The following is a 15,300-nucleotide window of genomic DNA, read 5'->3' as shown; positions in this document are numbered from 1 at the left end:
ATAGAACTATGCAAATAACAATTCGTGGACATCATTTATCGATTACGCCAGCTATTGAAGAAAGTATAAAAACCAAGTTTTCACAGATGACGAAGCACCTAGATCAGGTGAATAGTATGCAAGTGAAACTCTCGAAAGATCATCAAATTGATAAACGCTCTAGAAAGGGCAGTAGTAATCATATCGCAGAGGCTATTATCCGATTACCGGGCATTGAATTTTTTGCTCACGCCACCGCAGATGATATGTATACCTCAATTAAAATATTGACCGAAAAATTGAAACGGCAGATTGATCGATACCGGGAAATGCATTTACAGCAGCATCCTTTAGCTCTATAAAGGACAAATGATGAAAAAGAGGTTTTAAAAGCCTCTTTTTTTTATATATATAATGTATGGATCCATGAATTATTTTTGCTATTTATAGTAAAATGGCTCGTTTTACACCCTTAGTCCTATAAGAGGTCTTGTGATGAATAATGAACAGCTCGCTGAAATTTTAGAAGCCGCTTTTCCAGAGGCGGATGTTGCTGTGAGTGGTCAGGGCGGAAAATTTGATCTCCGTATTGTGGATGATCAATTTGAAGGTAAGCGTCCAGTTGCACGCCAACAAGCTGTTTATGCTCCTCTCAATGCCCATATTGCCAGTGGTGCAGTTCACGCAGTAACGATTCGCGCGATGACAAAAGAAGAATGGCGCAAAGCAAGCTTATTTGGAGCTTAATCATTTAATGGATAAATTTTTAATTCAGGGCGGTATCAAGCTCGAAGGTGAAGTGCGCATTTCTGGTGCAAAGAATGCAGCACTTCCATTATTGGCAGCAATGATTCTTGCTGATACCCCGATTACGCTCAGAAATGTTCCTAATCTAAAAGATGTCAATACGTTGGTGAAGCTGATTGCTGGTCTTGGGATCACCATGACTTATGAAGGCGATACGGTTGTTGCTGATACTTCTACATTAGATAACCAGTTCGCACCGTATGAGCTCGTAAAAACTATGCGTGCTTCTATTTTGGTGCTTGGTCCATTATTGGCGCGCTATGGCAGTGCAAAAGTGTCTTTACCAGGCGGTTGTGCGATTGGTTCCCGTCCTGTCGATCAGCATTTGAAAGCTTTAGAAGCTTTAGGCGCCGAGATTGAAGTCGAAGCCGGTTATGTACATGCCAAAGTCGATGGTCGCCTGAAAGGTGGCGAAGTTGTCTTTGATATGGTGACTGTGGGTGGGACAGAAAATATTCTGATGGCTGCCGTGTTGGCCGATGGTGTGACCACGATTCGCAATGCAGCACGTGAACCTGAGATCACTGATCTTGCGCAAATGCTGATCAAGATGGGTGCCAAGATTGAAGGTCTAGATACCGATACTTTAATTGTGACCGGTGTCGAACGTCTGCATGGCTGTGAATATGCGGTTGTTGCTGACCGGATTGAAACCGGTTCATATCTGGCAGCAGCAGCGATCACTGGCGGTCGTATCAAAACCACGCATACTGATCCGTCCCTGATGGAAGCGGTGCTGGACAAGTTTGAAGAAATGGGCGCAGAAGTGACCCGTGGTGACGACTGGATTGAACTGGATATGCTGGGTAAACGTCCGAAAGCTGTCAGCTTCCAAACCTTACCACATCCAGAATTTCCAACCGATATGCAAGCCCAGATTATGGCTGTGAATGCCATTGCTCAAGGCTTTGCGACAATTTCTGAAACGATTTTTGAAAACCGTTTCATGCATGTTCCTGAATTGGCACGTATGGGTGCCAATATTCAGGTAGAAGGTAATGATGCTGTGGTAACGGGTGTAGAAAAACTTTCTGCCGCACCCGTAATGGCAACAGATTTACGTGCTTCGTTCTCTTTGGTGCTGGCAGCACTTGCCGCTGAAGGTGAAACGCTGATTGACCGCATTTATCATATTGACCGCGGTTATGAAGATGTAGAAGCAAAGTTACAAAGTTTAGGTGCCCAAATTAAGCGAGTAAATTAATGAGCGATATGAGAAACGATGATCCAAACTTTGACGTAATGGGCAATTTTGATCATGGTTTAACTTTGGCATTAAGTAAGGGGCGTATCTTAAAAGAGACTTTACCTTTGCTAGAAACAGCAGGGATTAATCTTTTAGAAGATCCTGATAAATCTCGTAAATTGATTTTCCCGACCACGCATAAACAGGTTCGTATTCTAATTTTACGTGCTTCAGATGTACCGACTTATGTTGAAAATGGTGCAGCCGATATTGGTGTGGCCGGTAAAGATGTATTGATGGAACATGGCGCGCAAAACGTCTATGAACCATTGGACCTGAAAATTGCGGTATGTAAATTGATGACCGCCGGTAAGGTGGGGATGCAACGTCCTAAAGGTCGTTTAAAAATTGCGACCAAGTACGTGAATTTGACCCGTCAATACTATGCCAGCTTGGGTGAGCAAGTGGATGTGATCAAGCTGTATGGCTCCATGGAACTTGCACCATTAGTTGGTCTGGGCGATTACATCGTCGATGTCGTAGATACAGGCAATACCTTGCGTGCCAATGGTTTAGAGCCACTTGAAGAAATTTGCAAAGTGTCTTCGCGTTTAATCGTGAATAAAGCCAGCTTCAAGCGTAAGCAAGCATTATTAAATCCGATTTTGGCTCAACTGGAACAAGCGGTTGAAGCACGTGAAAAGGCCAAACATGCTTAAGCTTGTTGTTTAAAAAAGCCGTCCTTTCAGGGCGGTTTTTTTATTCGATTGAACATAAATACGATGTAAATTCTTTCATCAATTTTACCAAAAGTTATTTCCAATAAAACTCATAGGGCTAGAGCACTATAGCTGCCGACAAAAGTCTGGAAAACAGGTAAACTAAAGCCTTCGAATTCAAACCTGATGGGTAAATTGATGCGACGTTTATCGACCCAAGATCAAAACTTCAAGCAAGCATTTGCTGACTTGTTGGCTTTTGAAACTGTTAATGATCCTGAACTTTTAAAAACCGTAGATCAAATTATTGCTGATGTTCGTCAGCATGGTGATGCTCAAGTTCTTAAACTCACTCAACAGTTCGATCGACATCCGGCGCATCAATTTTCAGATTTAGAGTTAAGCCAAGAGCAACTAAAAGCTGCCTTCGAGGGTCTAACAACTGAAGTGCGCGAAGCCTTAGAACTTGCTGCATCACGCGTGCGTGAATTTCACCAGGCACAAAAACAGGACGGCTGGACCTATGTCGATGCTTTGGGGAATACGCTCGGTCAGAAAGTGACCCCACTGGATCGTGTCGGGATTTATGTACCGGGTGGTCTGGCATCTTATCCATCTTCAGTATTGATGAATGCAGTGCCTGCACATGTGGCGGGTGTTCCTGAAATTATTATGGTAGTGCCTGCGCCGAATGGTGATTTAAACCCATTGGTACTGGCGGCTGCATATCTGGCAGGCGTAACGCGTGTCTTTACAATTGGTGGCGCGCAAGCGGTTGCGGCATTGGCTTATGGTACAGAAACTGTCCCAGCAGTAGATAAAATTACCGGCCCAGGCAACCGTTTTGTTGCTGCAGCAAAACGTGCAGTGTTTGGTCAGGTCGGCATCGACATGATTGCAGGGCCTTCTGAAATTCTGGTATATGCCGAAGGCCAAAATAATGCTGAATGGCTGGCGATGGATTTGCTTTCGCAAGCTGAGCATGACACTGTGGCACAGGCTATTTTCATCACACCAGATGAACAGTTGCTGAATGATGTTGAGCAGGCGATTGAAATGCATCTAGCAACATTACCGAAGGCAGAAATTTCCCGTACTTCGATTGCCAATCGTGGTGCTTTGGTCTTGGTGAAAGACCGTCAAGAAGCGTCAGATTTGATTAATCAGGTGGCACCTGAGCATCTGATGTTGTGTTTAGATGATGCAGAAGCAATGTCTGATAGCATTCGTCATGCAGGTGCGATCTTTATGGGGCGTTATACGCCTGAAGCCATTGGTGATTACTGTGCTGGTCCAAACCACGTCTTGCCGACTTCAGGTACTGCGCGTTTTTCATCGCCACTTGGTGTCTATGATTTCCAGAAGCGCTCAAGCCTGATTATGTGCTCACAAGAAGGTGTAAAAACTTTAGCAAAAACTGCGGATATCTTGGCGCAACAGGAAAACCTAGATGCACATGCACGTTCTGCACGTTATCGTTATCAACCATAAATAGCATTACCACCTCTCCCTGACCCTCTCTTAAAAGGAGAGGAGAATTTAAACCACAAAAATCTTGTGTCTTTATTAATGAAAATTCCTCTCTTGCGCCATATATGGCTCAGGGAGAGGTTAGGAGAGGGTTTAAAGAGAATACAAAATGAATATCACAACAGAACAAATGCGTTTTTGGAGTCCTGAAGTACGTGAATTAGAACCGTATACGCCAGGCGAACAACCGAAAATCCAGAATATTTTAAAACTTAATACCAATGAAAATCCGTATCCACCATCCCCCAAAGTGGTAGAAGCGGTTCAAAAGGTACTTGCGAATTCGGCGGATGTGTTGCGTCTCTATCCAGACCCGGATGCATCAAAGCTAAAACAGGCAATCGCTAAACAGCAACATGTACCTGTTGAAACCGTCTTTGTCGGCAATGGCTCAGATGAAGTTTTGGCACATATCTTTAAAGCATTTTTTGTTCAAGAACAGCCTGTGCTTTATCCAGACATTACTTATAGTTTCTATCCGGTTTATAGTCAGTTTTTTGGCGTCAAAACCAAAATCTTGCCACTCAATGATGACTTTGAAATTGTGGTAGATGACTATAAGCAAGCCAATGGTGGCATCATCATTACCAATCCAAATGCGCCAACCAGTATTGATCTGGGCTTGGCGGCGATTGAGGAAATTTTGCAAGCCAATCCGGATTCAGTGGTGGTGATTGATGAAGCCTATGTCGACTTCGGTGCCGAATCAGCAGTCAAGCTGGTTGAAAAATATGAAAATTTAGTCGTATGTCAAACTACTTCGAAGTCACGTTCTCTTGCAGGGTTACGTGTTGGTTTCGCGATTGCTCAGCCACATTTGATTGCAGCACTTGAAGCAGTCAAAAACAGCTTTAACTCTTATCCGATGGACCGTTTTGCGATTGCTGCAGCGGTCGCTTCATTTGAAGATCAGGCCTACTTTGAAGCACAGAATCAGAAAGTTATTGCCAGCCGTGAAAAGTTGGTGTTTCAACTAAATGAGCTTGGTTTTAAAATTTTACCATCGAGTGCCAACTTTATTTTTGCCTCATTGCCATCTAAGGATGCAGGCGAACTTGCAAGTGAGTTGCGTGAACGTGGCATTATCGTGCGTTATTTTAACAAGCCACGTATTAACCAGTTCTTAAGAATTACCATTGGTACAGATGAGCAAAATCAGCGTTTAGTCGATACGCTAAAAAATGAGATTTTGGTGTGATTAAAATCCCTCCTAGCTTCTCTTTGAAAAGGGAGGAGTTCCCTCTTTGAGTAAAGGAAGGTTAGGGTGGATTTGTAGAAAAAAGCGAATCAAATGATTCGCTTTTTTATTTATTCAGGCTGATACCAGCTATTTAACAGATCCAGCATCGCTGAAACTTTATCAAAACATTCCTGATATTCCGCATTACAATCCGAAGAAATGGTAATGCCACCACCGGCCCATAAAGAAACATCTTCTTGATATTTCTGAATAGAACGAATCAGAATGTTCCAGGAACCGGTACCATCAAAATTAAAATAACCCATTGAACCGCAATAAGCACCACGTGCTGCACCTTCCAATTCAGCAATAATCTGCATCGCCCGGATTTTAGGTGCGCCCGTAATTGAGCCACCTGGTAGGGCTGACATTAATACCTCGAAAGGATTCACACCTGCTTTTAAGGTCGCTTCTACTTCGCTCACCATATGATGCACTTGATTAAAACTTTCGATATTAAATAATTTGGGGGTTTTAACCGAGCCTGTTTCTGCATAAACACTTAAATCATTACGTAATAAATCCACAATCATGACATTTTCTGCTTGATCTTTTTCCGATGCTTTTAAGGTTTGTTTAGATTGTTCATCCAGCACTGGATCTGTATAGCGTGGCATGGTGCCTTTAATTGGTTTGGTGATAATTTTCCGATTTTTTTCGAAGTCAATAAATAACTCGGGTGAGCAGCTGAGTAATTCAAAATCACCAATACGCAAATAACCGGCATAGGGCGCTTCGGTTAATGTCCAGAATGCTTGGGCAGTTGCTAAGAGGGAGCCTTGGGCACGACCTTTAAACTCTTGGGTCAGATTAATCTGATAGCAGTCACCTGCAACAATATAGTCCTGAATTTTCTGAAAAGCCTGAGTATAAACAGATTTAGTCCAGCGTGAGATACAAGGATTTTTTAAATGAAATGTCGAGTGAATTTTATCTTGATTAAGTAAGTTCTGAATATGATTGAAAATTTGTTCTGCCTGTGGATCATCACTATAGAACATCCAGCCATCAGAGATTGGTTTAATGTAGGAAGGAAATTGACCAATAAATAAACCAGGTTGAGGACGGTCTGGATACTGAATATATTGTTGAGCCGCATAATCGTAGCCGATAAAGCCAACATAGCCTCCATGAAAGCCATTCTCTTGAGGAGTTTTTAATGCATTAATCACTAAATTAAATTCAGATGGGCTGGGTTGATACTGTTCAATCCCTATTCTTTTAAAAGACTGAATTTGTGATGTCTGCGCAACAAAATATTCTTGAGCGCAGCAGGCAATAAAAGGCCGACCATTATTATTTAAATACACTAGATGATTCAATGTCTTCAATGCGGATAATAGATCTGTAACCAGACGTGATTCAAACTTTAAGGGACGATGATAGAGAGCTTCGGTCATTCAGTTATAGAGAGTTCGATATGACTCACTATTTTATATCAAGAAGTCAGGAAAATATTTTTAAATCATGAAATACCGTTTATCGGTAAGCGACAGATTGCGACCAACAACAGTTGATCAAAAACTGACTCGACGCTACTTTAAGTGGGCTAGCAAATTACTCAAGGAAAGATGCTTAAGCTGTCAGAAAATAAAAAATACAGCCTAAACACTGAGTAATTCACAACCAAAAAAAATAGTACTCTTGGGAGAGTAAACAATGAAAAAATTTACAAAATTAGTTTTAGCGACTTCAGTTGCATTTAGTGCCAATGCGATGGCGATGCAAGCAATGGATGATGCATCTCTAAGCGAAACAACGGGTCAAGACGGTTTGACAATTGGTATCGGCATCTCGAAAATTGCTATTGAAAAATTATTTATCCATGATAATGACGGTTTGAAAGATGGTTATAATTTAGTTAATCCAACTACTGGGGCCTCAACTCCTCAAACTGCAGCCGCAGGTTCGATCGTGATTCGTGGTACTAGTGATACGGCTATTACAGATGCTGATCGTGTAAATCCTACGACTACGGCACACCATGGTGTATTAATCGGTGCCAATTATGACGATAATGGTGCCTATTTACTCGAGTCCCGTAATCTTGCTGACTTGGTGATCGACTCTGATGCAGGTAACGGTAATCCTTTCATTAATGTTGCTGCACAAGTATCGGGCCTTGATATTAAAATTGGCCGAATTGGTGTAACTGCCTCTGGTGCAGCTGATCCAGATTCGATTCGTCGAGGTGGTGCCGGTGTTGTAAATGACATCATTAGTGGTTTAGAAGTTAAAACTGGTGTGATAAATGCCAATATTCAACTGGGTGCTGCTCCACAAGGTGCAATGATCAAGATGAATACTGTAATGGTAGGTGGTTTAGAAATTAACAACCTGGGTATTTTAGATAATTCAACAAAAAATCAACCTGTTGGTCTTTCGGGTTCTAGCCCTGTGATTACACGTGAAGCCGGTGAAATCTTTATTGAAAGTATTAAAATTGCAGATGCGGAATCTAATGATTTAACCATTAGCCAGAATATTTCAGTATTTAATGATGGTTATGTAGGTACTTCTACGGATGTGACAAAAGCAGCGCATGTTCGTATTGTAAGTAATGATACTGGGGCGAAAGACCAATACATTAAAGGTATTCATTTAGGTAACCGTAGTGCAGCTTCATCTATCGGTGACATGGAAGTACAGGGGTTACAAACCTTCTACTCTAGAACTCCTGGTAGTTATACAAAAGGTGCAATTATTACTATTTCAGGTCACTAATCTTTATTTTAAAAAAAAGCGCGTGTTTACACGCGCTTTTTTATGACTATATCACTTATCTAAAAAATAAAAAAAATACTGTATTTTTTTGAAAAAGCAGGTATCTTTCTAGTTACAGGGAAGTAGAGTGAATGCTCTATAAAAAGAAAAATAGGCACATTATGCCCATTATAAGAAAAGTTAATAATTATGTTAGAGATCGCGTTGGGCTCGGCATTGATGTATTACGCTGCCAAAGAAGCTCTGGATATCAAAAAACAGCCGAATGGTGCTGTTCACTATACTGAAGTTCTTGATTCAAGAAATGACTCTTTTGTGCGTATGCACCGTGAAGCTGTGGAAGTAAAACCGGCACTTCTGGATCAGTTTCAGGGCATTGTACGTCAAGCTTATGATTATAGTTGTGGTTCAGCAGCACTTACGACCCTCCTCAATGGTTATGTCGGTACGCAGCTGGATGAGCAGCAAGTCATGAGTGGGCTGATGAAATTCGGTGAAACGGATAAAATTGTTGAACGCCGTAGTTTTTCTCTGCTTGATATGAAGCGCTTTGTTTCAGCCTTAGGGTTGGAAAGTGGAGGCTATCGAGGGGAGTTCAAAGATTTAGTCAATCAAGATCAGCCTGCCATTGTTCCGATTTCCTATGCAGGATTTAAGCATTTTGTAGTTTATAAAGGTTATAAAAATGGCCGGGTTTATGTTGCAGATCCGGCACTTGGTAATATCAGTTTTGAGGAACGGCGTTTTCAGGATATTTGGGAAAATAACACTTTGTTCCTGATTAATGTACCTGAGCAATATCGCAAAAATTTTCTAGCATTAAAAGAATCAGATATGCGTCATGTAGAAGATGCTACGATTAATCGCTATGCCTTGGTTGACATGCAGTATCCACAATTTTATATGGACAAAATTGCTGATAAAGCTTCTACGATCCGTATGGACCGTAATCGTAATACAGAGTCAGAAAAATTTGGGGAATATCAACATAACTTCCTGAGACTGTATTACAAGAATAAATAAAATGAAAAACAGTAATAAAAATTAAAATGGTGAAATGGATATGAACAGTAAATGGATGAACAAGACGTTCTTGGCACTGAGCATTCAAATGGTAATGGGCGTTGCATTTGCTGCAGAAGAACCAGCACTAGGTGAATACGAAACGGTTGATGAGGAAGTTGTCGTTGAAACTGCTGCATCTGTACCGGCTCAAACCGGGCAGGTCGAAACGCAGGCTGCAGAAGAGTCAGAACTAGGTGAATATGAAGCAGTTGAAGAGGCGGTCGTTAAAACAGCATCACCTGTAGAGACTCAGGCTGGCCAAGTCGTAGATGCATCTCAAGCTTTACAGCAACAAGAAGGAGATGCTACTCAGGCAGCTAATCTGGAAGAAGTATTTACGTCAAATGAACGCCAATACTCTCTGATAAAACAAGGCGAAATTTCATCATATTACGATATTGATTATACCTATTATCGAGACACTCAACTTGATATAGAAATGGCTCAGGGCCAATTGTATCAACTACGTGTTCAAGAAAATGCAACACATAGTATGACCAATACTTTCACTTTCCAATATGGCGTGAAAGATAACCTGACCTTGACTGCATCCTTACCTTTAGTGGCCAAAACTGACTTGTTAAAAGATACGTCTACTGCAGGTTTGGGCGATATTAGTTTGGGTGCTCGCTGGGAACCCTTTCCACTAAAAGCGGGTCGTCTGCCTCTGATTTTATTTGCAAATTTGTCGACTAAAACGGGTGATAGTCCTTATGAAATTAATGCCGCGACAGATCTAGCAGCAGGAAAGGGTTATTACTCTGCTGGAGTAGGTGCTAGTACGCGTAAATACATTGATCCAGTCGTGCTGTTTGCATCAGTTTCTGCGAACTATGGTTTTAAAGAATCAGGCCTAAATCAGCGTCGAGGTAGCCGAATTATTGAGGAGTTTGAACCTGGTGTTAGTGGAGGCTTTGCCTTTGGTTTCGCATATTCATTTAACTATGACGTTTCGATGACCATGTCCTATCAGCAAAGCTTTAATACCGGTGCGGAATTTAGCTATAACACGGGTGAAAGTTATTCTGCTGCGGATCAGACCAGTTCTACCTTTGCAATTTCCTTAGGTGTGCGAGTCTCTCCAGAAACCATTGTTAATGGTACCGTTGGCCTAGGGCTGACCGAAGATGCACCGGATGTTTCGTTGGGACTGTCATTCCCACTTGATATTTTAGGTTTTGGTAAAAAAATTAGTTAATAGGGGGTGTCGTATGAAAAACATTCGACTTAGCCCGTTATTAACAGGAATTATTCTTGCGGGCTGTTCAAGTTATACCTTTGCACAATTGGGAACCAACCTTTCAGTTGATTTACGTGCACTATCCATGGGGAATGCTGTCACTGCAGATCCTCCAGGGGTCAATGCGGTCCACTTTAACCCGGCTGCACTGACTAAAATTAATGGGCTGCAAACCGAACAGCAAATCATTGTGGCTAATTTTGATATCCAGCGTGAGTTTTCAGTACCCGCCGGATATAACGTATTTGGCTATTCTGATGATCCTATTGTCTGTAATGACGGTCCTGAAGTTTCATCTGATTTGTGTACCGATTTTAAAGGGTCGGTCAAAGGTGATGTGGAATATGTCAGCCTTTATGTCCCTTTTTTGAAAAAAATGGTGGATTTAGGGGAAGGCCTTCCTTTGACTGCACCGACCATGGGGATTGCATACAACCCACCTGGATCTAAAGCCACGTATGCGACTGCTGTTTATGCTCCTCTCATGGCAGGTTTTGGTCATGAAGATGGTAACCCGGCAAACTTTATGGGGCAGCAGGTTGCTTTAGAGCGGATTACCTATCTGTCACCATCCATCGGTTATGAGGTTAATGACCAGCTGTCGATTGGTGCTTCTATCGGGATGTCTTATCAAGCCATTGGGATGAAAACGGACTTGCGTTTCCCGAATGAGTTGATCGGGATGTTGCGTATGATCGACGAAGTCGTGTGTACGCCGTTTAAAGAAAATTCCGATATTATTACAGATATTCTTTTGCTCGGGATCTGTAATGCAGATGAGGGGATGAACCCATTTGGCAAGTTTGGTCAAATGCAACTGGAGCTTGAGCAAAACTTAAGTCCAAGCTATAACCTGGGAATATTGTGGGAACCGCGTGAAGACTTTAGTTTTGGTATGGTGTACCAAAGTGCTGCGAAAATGCGCTTAAAAGGTAAATATCATATTGATAATGCCAAAGCTCCTCAGGAAATGATCAAAGGTTTAATGACCTCGCCGACCGGCCAGATTTTGGCTGCAATTCTTGGATTTCCTACTTACATACCATCGAGTGAATCTGGTCTAGTGTCGCAGGATTTTGAATATCCGGCGCATTTTCAGGCAGGTATCAAATATAAAGTGATGCCAGATTTGCAAGTGAATTTTGATATTGGCTGGACAGATTACAAGGTCTGGGACGAATTTAAGTTCGAATTTGATCGTACTATTTCAGCCCTAAAAATTGCCAAAATTTTGTCTGCCAATGTCACTGACTCAACCTTGGCTTTACCGATGGGATTTGAATCGCCGTGGAACTTCGGTATCGGGATGGAGTATTCCGCTACAGACCGTTTGAAGCTTCGGGCAGGTTATGAACCACGGACCAGTGCTATTCCAAAAAATAAGCGTAATACCATGGTACCGATTAATGGTGCACAGTTATTTGGTTTAGGTGTTGGTTACCGTTTTGATGCTGATACTGATCTGGATCTATCGATTGGTTTCTTGCGCAGCAAAGATCAGATTCCAGCAAATACCAGTAGTTTAGCCAACCAGACTGGAGTAAATAACCTGTTATTAAACCCATATGCAGGTTTAAACGTAAAAACAGATACCAAAATTACTATTTTAGGCTTGAACTATCGCACTCGTTGGTAAGGAAAAAATGATCAAGACAGGGAACGTTGGATTGACAGCGGTACTGGCATTAAGTCTGGTATCCGTGTCTTTTTATACAAGCGCTAAAGAATTTATTACGATTATTGGTCCGGATGGGCGACCATTAGTCGTACCACGTAATAATGCAGAGAAAAAAACTGAAGACAAATCTCGATTGTTGAAAAAAGTAGAAACTGCAATAGTTCAGTCCACACCTGTGAAGCAAAACTTAGAAAAAGTGCCCGTCGTAGAAAATGGACAAGTTAAACCTAAGCATGACCATAATATGGTTGTACAACCAGTACAACCAGTACAACCAGTACAACCAGTACAACCAGTACAACCAGTACAACCAGTACAACCAGTACAACCAGTACAACCAGTACAATTGCATATTGCGCAAGAAAAGCTTCAGTCTAAACCACAATTAAAACCCAAATCTCAAACCTCTGATACCGGAGCTGGATCTTCTGTTGCTACCATACAAAAACCGGGATTTAGCCAGGTTGAAGGCATTGAATATGTAGATAGTGAGTATCTGGAAAATAAAGAATTTAATTTGGAAGGCAAAAAACGTTTCTATAGCATGCCCGAAGGAGTCGTCGATAAAAACATTGGAACTACTCGGATCCAGACAATTGAACGTGAAAAAGGGGTGGGACAATCCGTATTAAAATCCTTGTTTCAAACGCCAGAAGTAGATTCCGGTCCTGTGGTACTGGCTCAAAGTTATTATCGTATTTCACAGTCGGAGACCATCGATAGCTTGGGCAAGCAGTGTTTTAATGATAAGAAAATTAAAAAAGCGAAAGAAATCAGCCTTAAAAAAGCAGTTAACCTGTGGCCTCGCGTACCTCTTAAAGCAGACGAATTTGATTTTGAAGTGGTAAAGCTTCAATCCGATATCCAGAATATTCAGATCAACTCTTATGCCTCTAGCCAGAAAAATCCAACGTATTATTGGCCTTTTGTTGTGTTTTTAGACAGTCATGGTTGTGTGCTTGAAGGAGCGGGCGGTTTTAAAAATCAGGAAGGTCAGGCGAATATTATTCAACATGAGCGTATCGAAGGGGTTCTCCATATTCCGGCACAAACTGAATATGTATTATTGACGCCTTTGGCCTCCGCGATAGATATTGAAGATAAGATGCTGACAAATCATGGACAACTAAAATTAGTCGCCATTCGATAAGGACTATTCGAGTACAAAAAGATGAAAAATAAAATATTATTTCCATTTGCTTTAACCACACTTTTAACGGCACTGAGCGGGTGTGGTGGGGAAAGTGCCAATGTCATTCCAGAAAAAAACGATGAAGCCACGACCAATGGTACTTGTACCCCAGGTACAACTAACTGTGTGGAATGGGGGCTGGAATATCCGCTCGATGGTTTGAACTTTAACTGTAGTAGCGATACAGAAAATACCTTTATTACGTTATTTGATAGTAAAAATGGGGTTGCTTCTGGAACCTGTCAAAAGACGGATAATATTGAGTTTTATATTCAAAGTTTTGCTTCGCGCAAGATTAATTTAGGTCAGATTAAACTCAGCGATTATGCCAGTTTTAGTGCCCAGACCCAGCTGCCGCGTTTAAGTGTAATCGATATTGCAACTGGGATTGCTCGACGTCCGGTAGGTGATTTGGTGCCTAATGATCCTACCGTTCAGGTGGCCATGCGTCTGGTTAAAATTCTGCAAGCTTTGGCGTTAGAAGAAGGGCGTATTATTAATCCATCTGATGTACAACCTTTGTATATTACTGAAGAGATGCGTAAAGACCTGGCGAAAACCAGTGAGAATATCAATCTGATGGATGCCGATTTGGCGACCAAAATTAAAGATTTTGTTGATATCAGCACAATTTCGGATGAGGTGGCTTTTGCCACTGTTAAAAAACTGGTAACGATTGCCAACGCAGCCGTGTATCAGCCAGAATTTTCATTATTCTCAACTTCAGGCGTAATTGGTAGTAACCTGACCGGTTCGGATGGACTAGTGGGCTGTAATCAAAACCCTTGTGATATTAAAAATAAGAATACTAAATATTTATTTGGCCATTTTATGCTGATTACCGATCGCCAGGGCTATACCTTTGGCAGTGGCTTACAATGGCGTGATACCCAGTTAACATTGGCTAAAGAAAATTTATCTTCCTTAGGGGGGATTAATGCTCAACTTATCCGTAAGGTGAAACCGGTACAAATGACCGCTGATCCGCAAAGTTCATGGATTCATCCAACCAGTAAAACCATTAACACGCCTTACCGCTTGAATGTTGCAAATAATGCGACTCCGCTTGAGTTGTATCAAGGCAGATTATTGAATGATTATGTGATCGCGGGTAAAGAAGCTTTCTATAAGGTGGTGACTGACAAAAAATCGCTGGATACTTCCGATCAAGCCAACTTGGGGTTATGGCGTTTGCAGGCCGATGGTGAAAACTATACAGGAAGCATTGATCTCTATAAGATTTTCCCGATTAGTTATCTGGATCGTCAGGTCTTTAAAACAGCGCAGAACGTCGCAGATGGAGAGAAATACATTTTCCCAATGTATGCCAATCTGGAATTTAAATTTACAGATACCACTGTCAGCCCAATTACTTTAGGAATTGTAATTGACAGTAATGGTGATGTACGCACCAATATGCAATCTTCCAGCAATTTCGCGACTGATCCGGTGAATGGCTGTCAAGGCGATGTGTTGGCAGATACGCTCTTAGATCATCAAGGCATACCACAATATCGCCTTGGAACTTTGGGACGTGCATTTGTCGCTGATAAAGCGGTTTCCATGCGCCTGATTTTGGCCAATGAAAAGTTTGGTAATATCAATGGCGCATTGGTAGGGGTAGACTCACGCATCCAGTCTTCACCGGATTCTAGGGATTCGATTGTGATCGGTGGTGCGCTGCTCAATTTGTCTAATGTGTTGGATACTAATGTGGGCCAGAATGGGCGTGTAACTTTCCTGAATTCGGCAGGGGATGGGGTACAATGGGCCAATACCTATGCGAGTTTTCAAAAAGTTTATAATAATAACAATGAGGGTGAAACACCGGCAGATATTAGCCTGGCAAAATTAAACGGTGGTTCGGTTGAGTTTAAACTCGCGGATTGCTATCAAGTCAAAGCTAAATAATATTCCTTAGAAATAAAAAAAATCCCATC

General features: G+C 41.7%; 13 protein-coding genes. 12 read left to right on the top strand and 1 reads right to left on the bottom strand.

What is annotated here, in order from left to right:
- Positions 1–8: 8 nt before the first annotated feature.
- The 6 genes from hpf (at position 9) to hisC (ending at position 5,419) form a co-directional block, all read left to right on the top strand.
- Positions 9–341 carry a ribosome hibernation-promoting factor, HPF/YfiA family gene (hpf, locus tag H0S56_RS11490; RefSeq protein ID WP_004730744.1) on the top strand — a complete coding sequence of 111 codons (333 nt, stop codon included), beginning with the start codon at positions 9–11 and terminating at the stop codon, positions 339–341.
- A gap of 133 nt (positions 342–474) precedes the next feature.
- Positions 475–726, top strand: a complete 252-nt coding sequence (gene ibaG / locus H0S56_RS11485; protein WP_004730742.1) for a BolA family iron metabolism protein IbaG — start codon at positions 475–477, stop codon at positions 724–726.
- A 7-nt stretch (positions 727–733) separates the two neighbouring features.
- On the top strand, positions 734–1,990 hold the full coding sequence (gene murA, locus H0S56_RS11480; RefSeq protein WP_004279150.1) for a UDP-N-acetylglucosamine 1-carboxyvinyltransferase: 1,257 nt from the start codon (positions 734–736) through the stop codon (positions 1,988–1,990).
- On the top strand, positions 1,990–2,691 hold the full coding sequence (gene hisG, locus H0S56_RS11475) for an ATP phosphoribosyltransferase (RefSeq protein WP_195725120.1): 702 nt from the start codon (positions 1,990–1,992) through the stop codon (positions 2,689–2,691). Before murA ends, hisG begins: the two co-directional genes overlap by 1 nt.
- Positions 2,692–2,877: 186 nt before the next feature.
- Positions 2,878–4,182 carry a histidinol dehydrogenase gene (hisD, locus tag H0S56_RS11470; protein ID WP_195725119.1) on the top strand — a complete coding sequence of 435 codons (1,305 nt, stop codon included), beginning with the start codon at positions 2,878–2,880 and terminating at the stop codon, positions 4,180–4,182.
- Positions 4,183–4,330: 148 nt separating this feature from the next.
- Positions 4,331–5,419 carry a histidinol-phosphate transaminase gene (gene hisC, locus H0S56_RS11465; protein ID WP_195725118.1) on the top strand — a complete coding sequence of 363 codons (1,089 nt, stop codon included), beginning with the start codon at positions 4,331–4,333 and terminating at the stop codon, positions 5,417–5,419.
- 110 nt (positions 5,420–5,529) lie between these two features.
- Here the strand turns inward: hisC and H0S56_RS11460 are convergent, their stop codons facing one another.
- Positions 5,530–6,861, bottom strand: a complete 1,332-nt coding sequence (locus tag H0S56_RS11460) for an anthranilate synthase component I family protein (protein ID WP_195725117.1) — start codon at positions 6,859–6,861, stop codon at positions 5,530–5,532.
- Positions 6,862–7,120: 259 nt separating this feature from the next.
- Between H0S56_RS11460 and filA the strand changes: the two genes are divergently transcribed.
- The 6 genes from filA to filF all read left to right on the top strand — a co-directional run bounded on the left by filA (position 7,121) and on the right by filF (position 15,271).
- Complete coding sequence (filA, locus tag H0S56_RS11455; protein ID WP_195725116.1) at positions 7,121–8,185, top strand: putative pilus system protein FilA; 1,065 nt, start codon at positions 7,121–7,123, stop codon at positions 8,183–8,185.
- A 189-nt stretch (positions 8,186–8,374) separates the two neighbouring features.
- Positions 8,375–9,208: a putative pilus system C39 family peptidase FilB gene (gene filB / locus H0S56_RS11450; protein WP_004646031.1), complete on the top strand. Its 834-nt coding sequence runs from the start codon at positions 8,375–8,377 to the stop codon at positions 9,206–9,208.
- A gap of 34 nt (positions 9,209–9,242) precedes the next feature.
- Positions 9,243–10,448 carry a putative pilus system protein FilC gene (gene filC, locus H0S56_RS11445; protein WP_195725115.1) on the top strand — a complete coding sequence of 402 codons (1,206 nt, stop codon included), beginning with the start codon at positions 9,243–9,245 and terminating at the stop codon, positions 10,446–10,448.
- Positions 10,449–10,461: 13 nt separating this feature from the next.
- On the top strand, positions 10,462–12,126 hold the full coding sequence (gene filD, locus H0S56_RS11440; RefSeq protein ID WP_195725114.1) for a putative pilus system OmpP1/FadL family transporter FilD: 1,665 nt from the start codon (positions 10,462–10,464) through the stop codon (positions 12,124–12,126).
- A 7-nt stretch (positions 12,127–12,133) separates the two neighbouring features.
- On the top strand, positions 12,134–13,318 hold the full coding sequence (gene filE, locus H0S56_RS11435) for a putative pilus assembly protein FilE (RefSeq protein WP_195725113.1): 1,185 nt from the start codon (positions 12,134–12,136) through the stop codon (positions 13,316–13,318).
- A 21-nt stretch (positions 13,319–13,339) separates the two neighbouring features.
- On the top strand, positions 13,340–15,271 hold the full coding sequence (filF, locus tag H0S56_RS11430) for a putative pilus system protein FilF (protein WP_195725112.1): 1,932 nt from the start codon (positions 13,340–13,342) through the stop codon (positions 15,269–15,271).
- Positions 15,272–15,300 lie beyond the last annotated feature (29 nt).

This window comes from Acinetobacter lwoffii, from assembly GCF_015602705.1.
Classification (GTDB): Bacteria; Pseudomonadota; Gammaproteobacteria; order Pseudomonadales; family Moraxellaceae; genus Acinetobacter; species Acinetobacter lwoffii_E.
Note: the sequence above shows the minus strand (reverse complement) of the source record. Positions and strands in the feature narration are given on the sequence as shown.

Excerpts from the sequence above, each read along its gene's own strand:
- hpf (WP_004730744.1), top strand. The coding sequence starts at position 9 with ATGCAAATAACAATTCGTGGACATCATTTATCGATTACGCCAGCTATT.
- ibaG (WP_004730742.1), top strand. The coding sequence starts at position 475 with ATGAATAATGAACAGCTCGCTGAAATTTTAGAAGCCGCTTTTCCAGAG.
- murA (WP_004279150.1), top strand. The coding sequence starts at position 734 with ATGGATAAATTTTTAATTCAGGGCGGTATCAAGCTCGAAGGTGAAGTG.
- hisG (WP_195725120.1), top strand. The coding sequence starts at position 1,990 with ATGAGCGATATGAGAAACGATGATCCAAACTTTGACGTAATGGGCAAT.
- hisD (WP_195725119.1), top strand. The coding sequence starts at position 2,878 with ATGGGTAAATTGATGCGACGTTTATCGACCCAAGATCAAAACTTCAAG.
- hisC (WP_195725118.1), top strand. The coding sequence starts at position 4,331 with ATGAATATCACAACAGAACAAATGCGTTTTTGGAGTCCTGAAGTACGT.
- H0S56_RS11460 (WP_195725117.1), bottom strand. The coding sequence starts at position 6,861 with ATGACCGAAGCTCTCTATCATCGTCCCTTAAAGTTTGAATCACGTCTG.
- filA (WP_195725116.1), top strand. The coding sequence starts at position 7,121 with ATGAAAAAATTTACAAAATTAGTTTTAGCGACTTCAGTTGCATTTAGT.
- filB (WP_004646031.1), top strand. The coding sequence starts at position 8,375 with ATGTTAGAGATCGCGTTGGGCTCGGCATTGATGTATTACGCTGCCAAA.
- filC (WP_195725115.1), top strand. The coding sequence starts at position 9,243 with ATGGATATGAACAGTAAATGGATGAACAAGACGTTCTTGGCACTGAGC.
- filD (WP_195725114.1), top strand. The coding sequence starts at position 10,462 with ATGAAAAACATTCGACTTAGCCCGTTATTAACAGGAATTATTCTTGCG.
- filE (WP_195725113.1), top strand. The coding sequence starts at position 12,134 with ATGATCAAGACAGGGAACGTTGGATTGACAGCGGTACTGGCATTAAGT.
- filF (WP_195725112.1), top strand. The coding sequence starts at position 13,340 with ATGAAAAATAAAATATTATTTCCATTTGCTTTAACCACACTTTTAACG.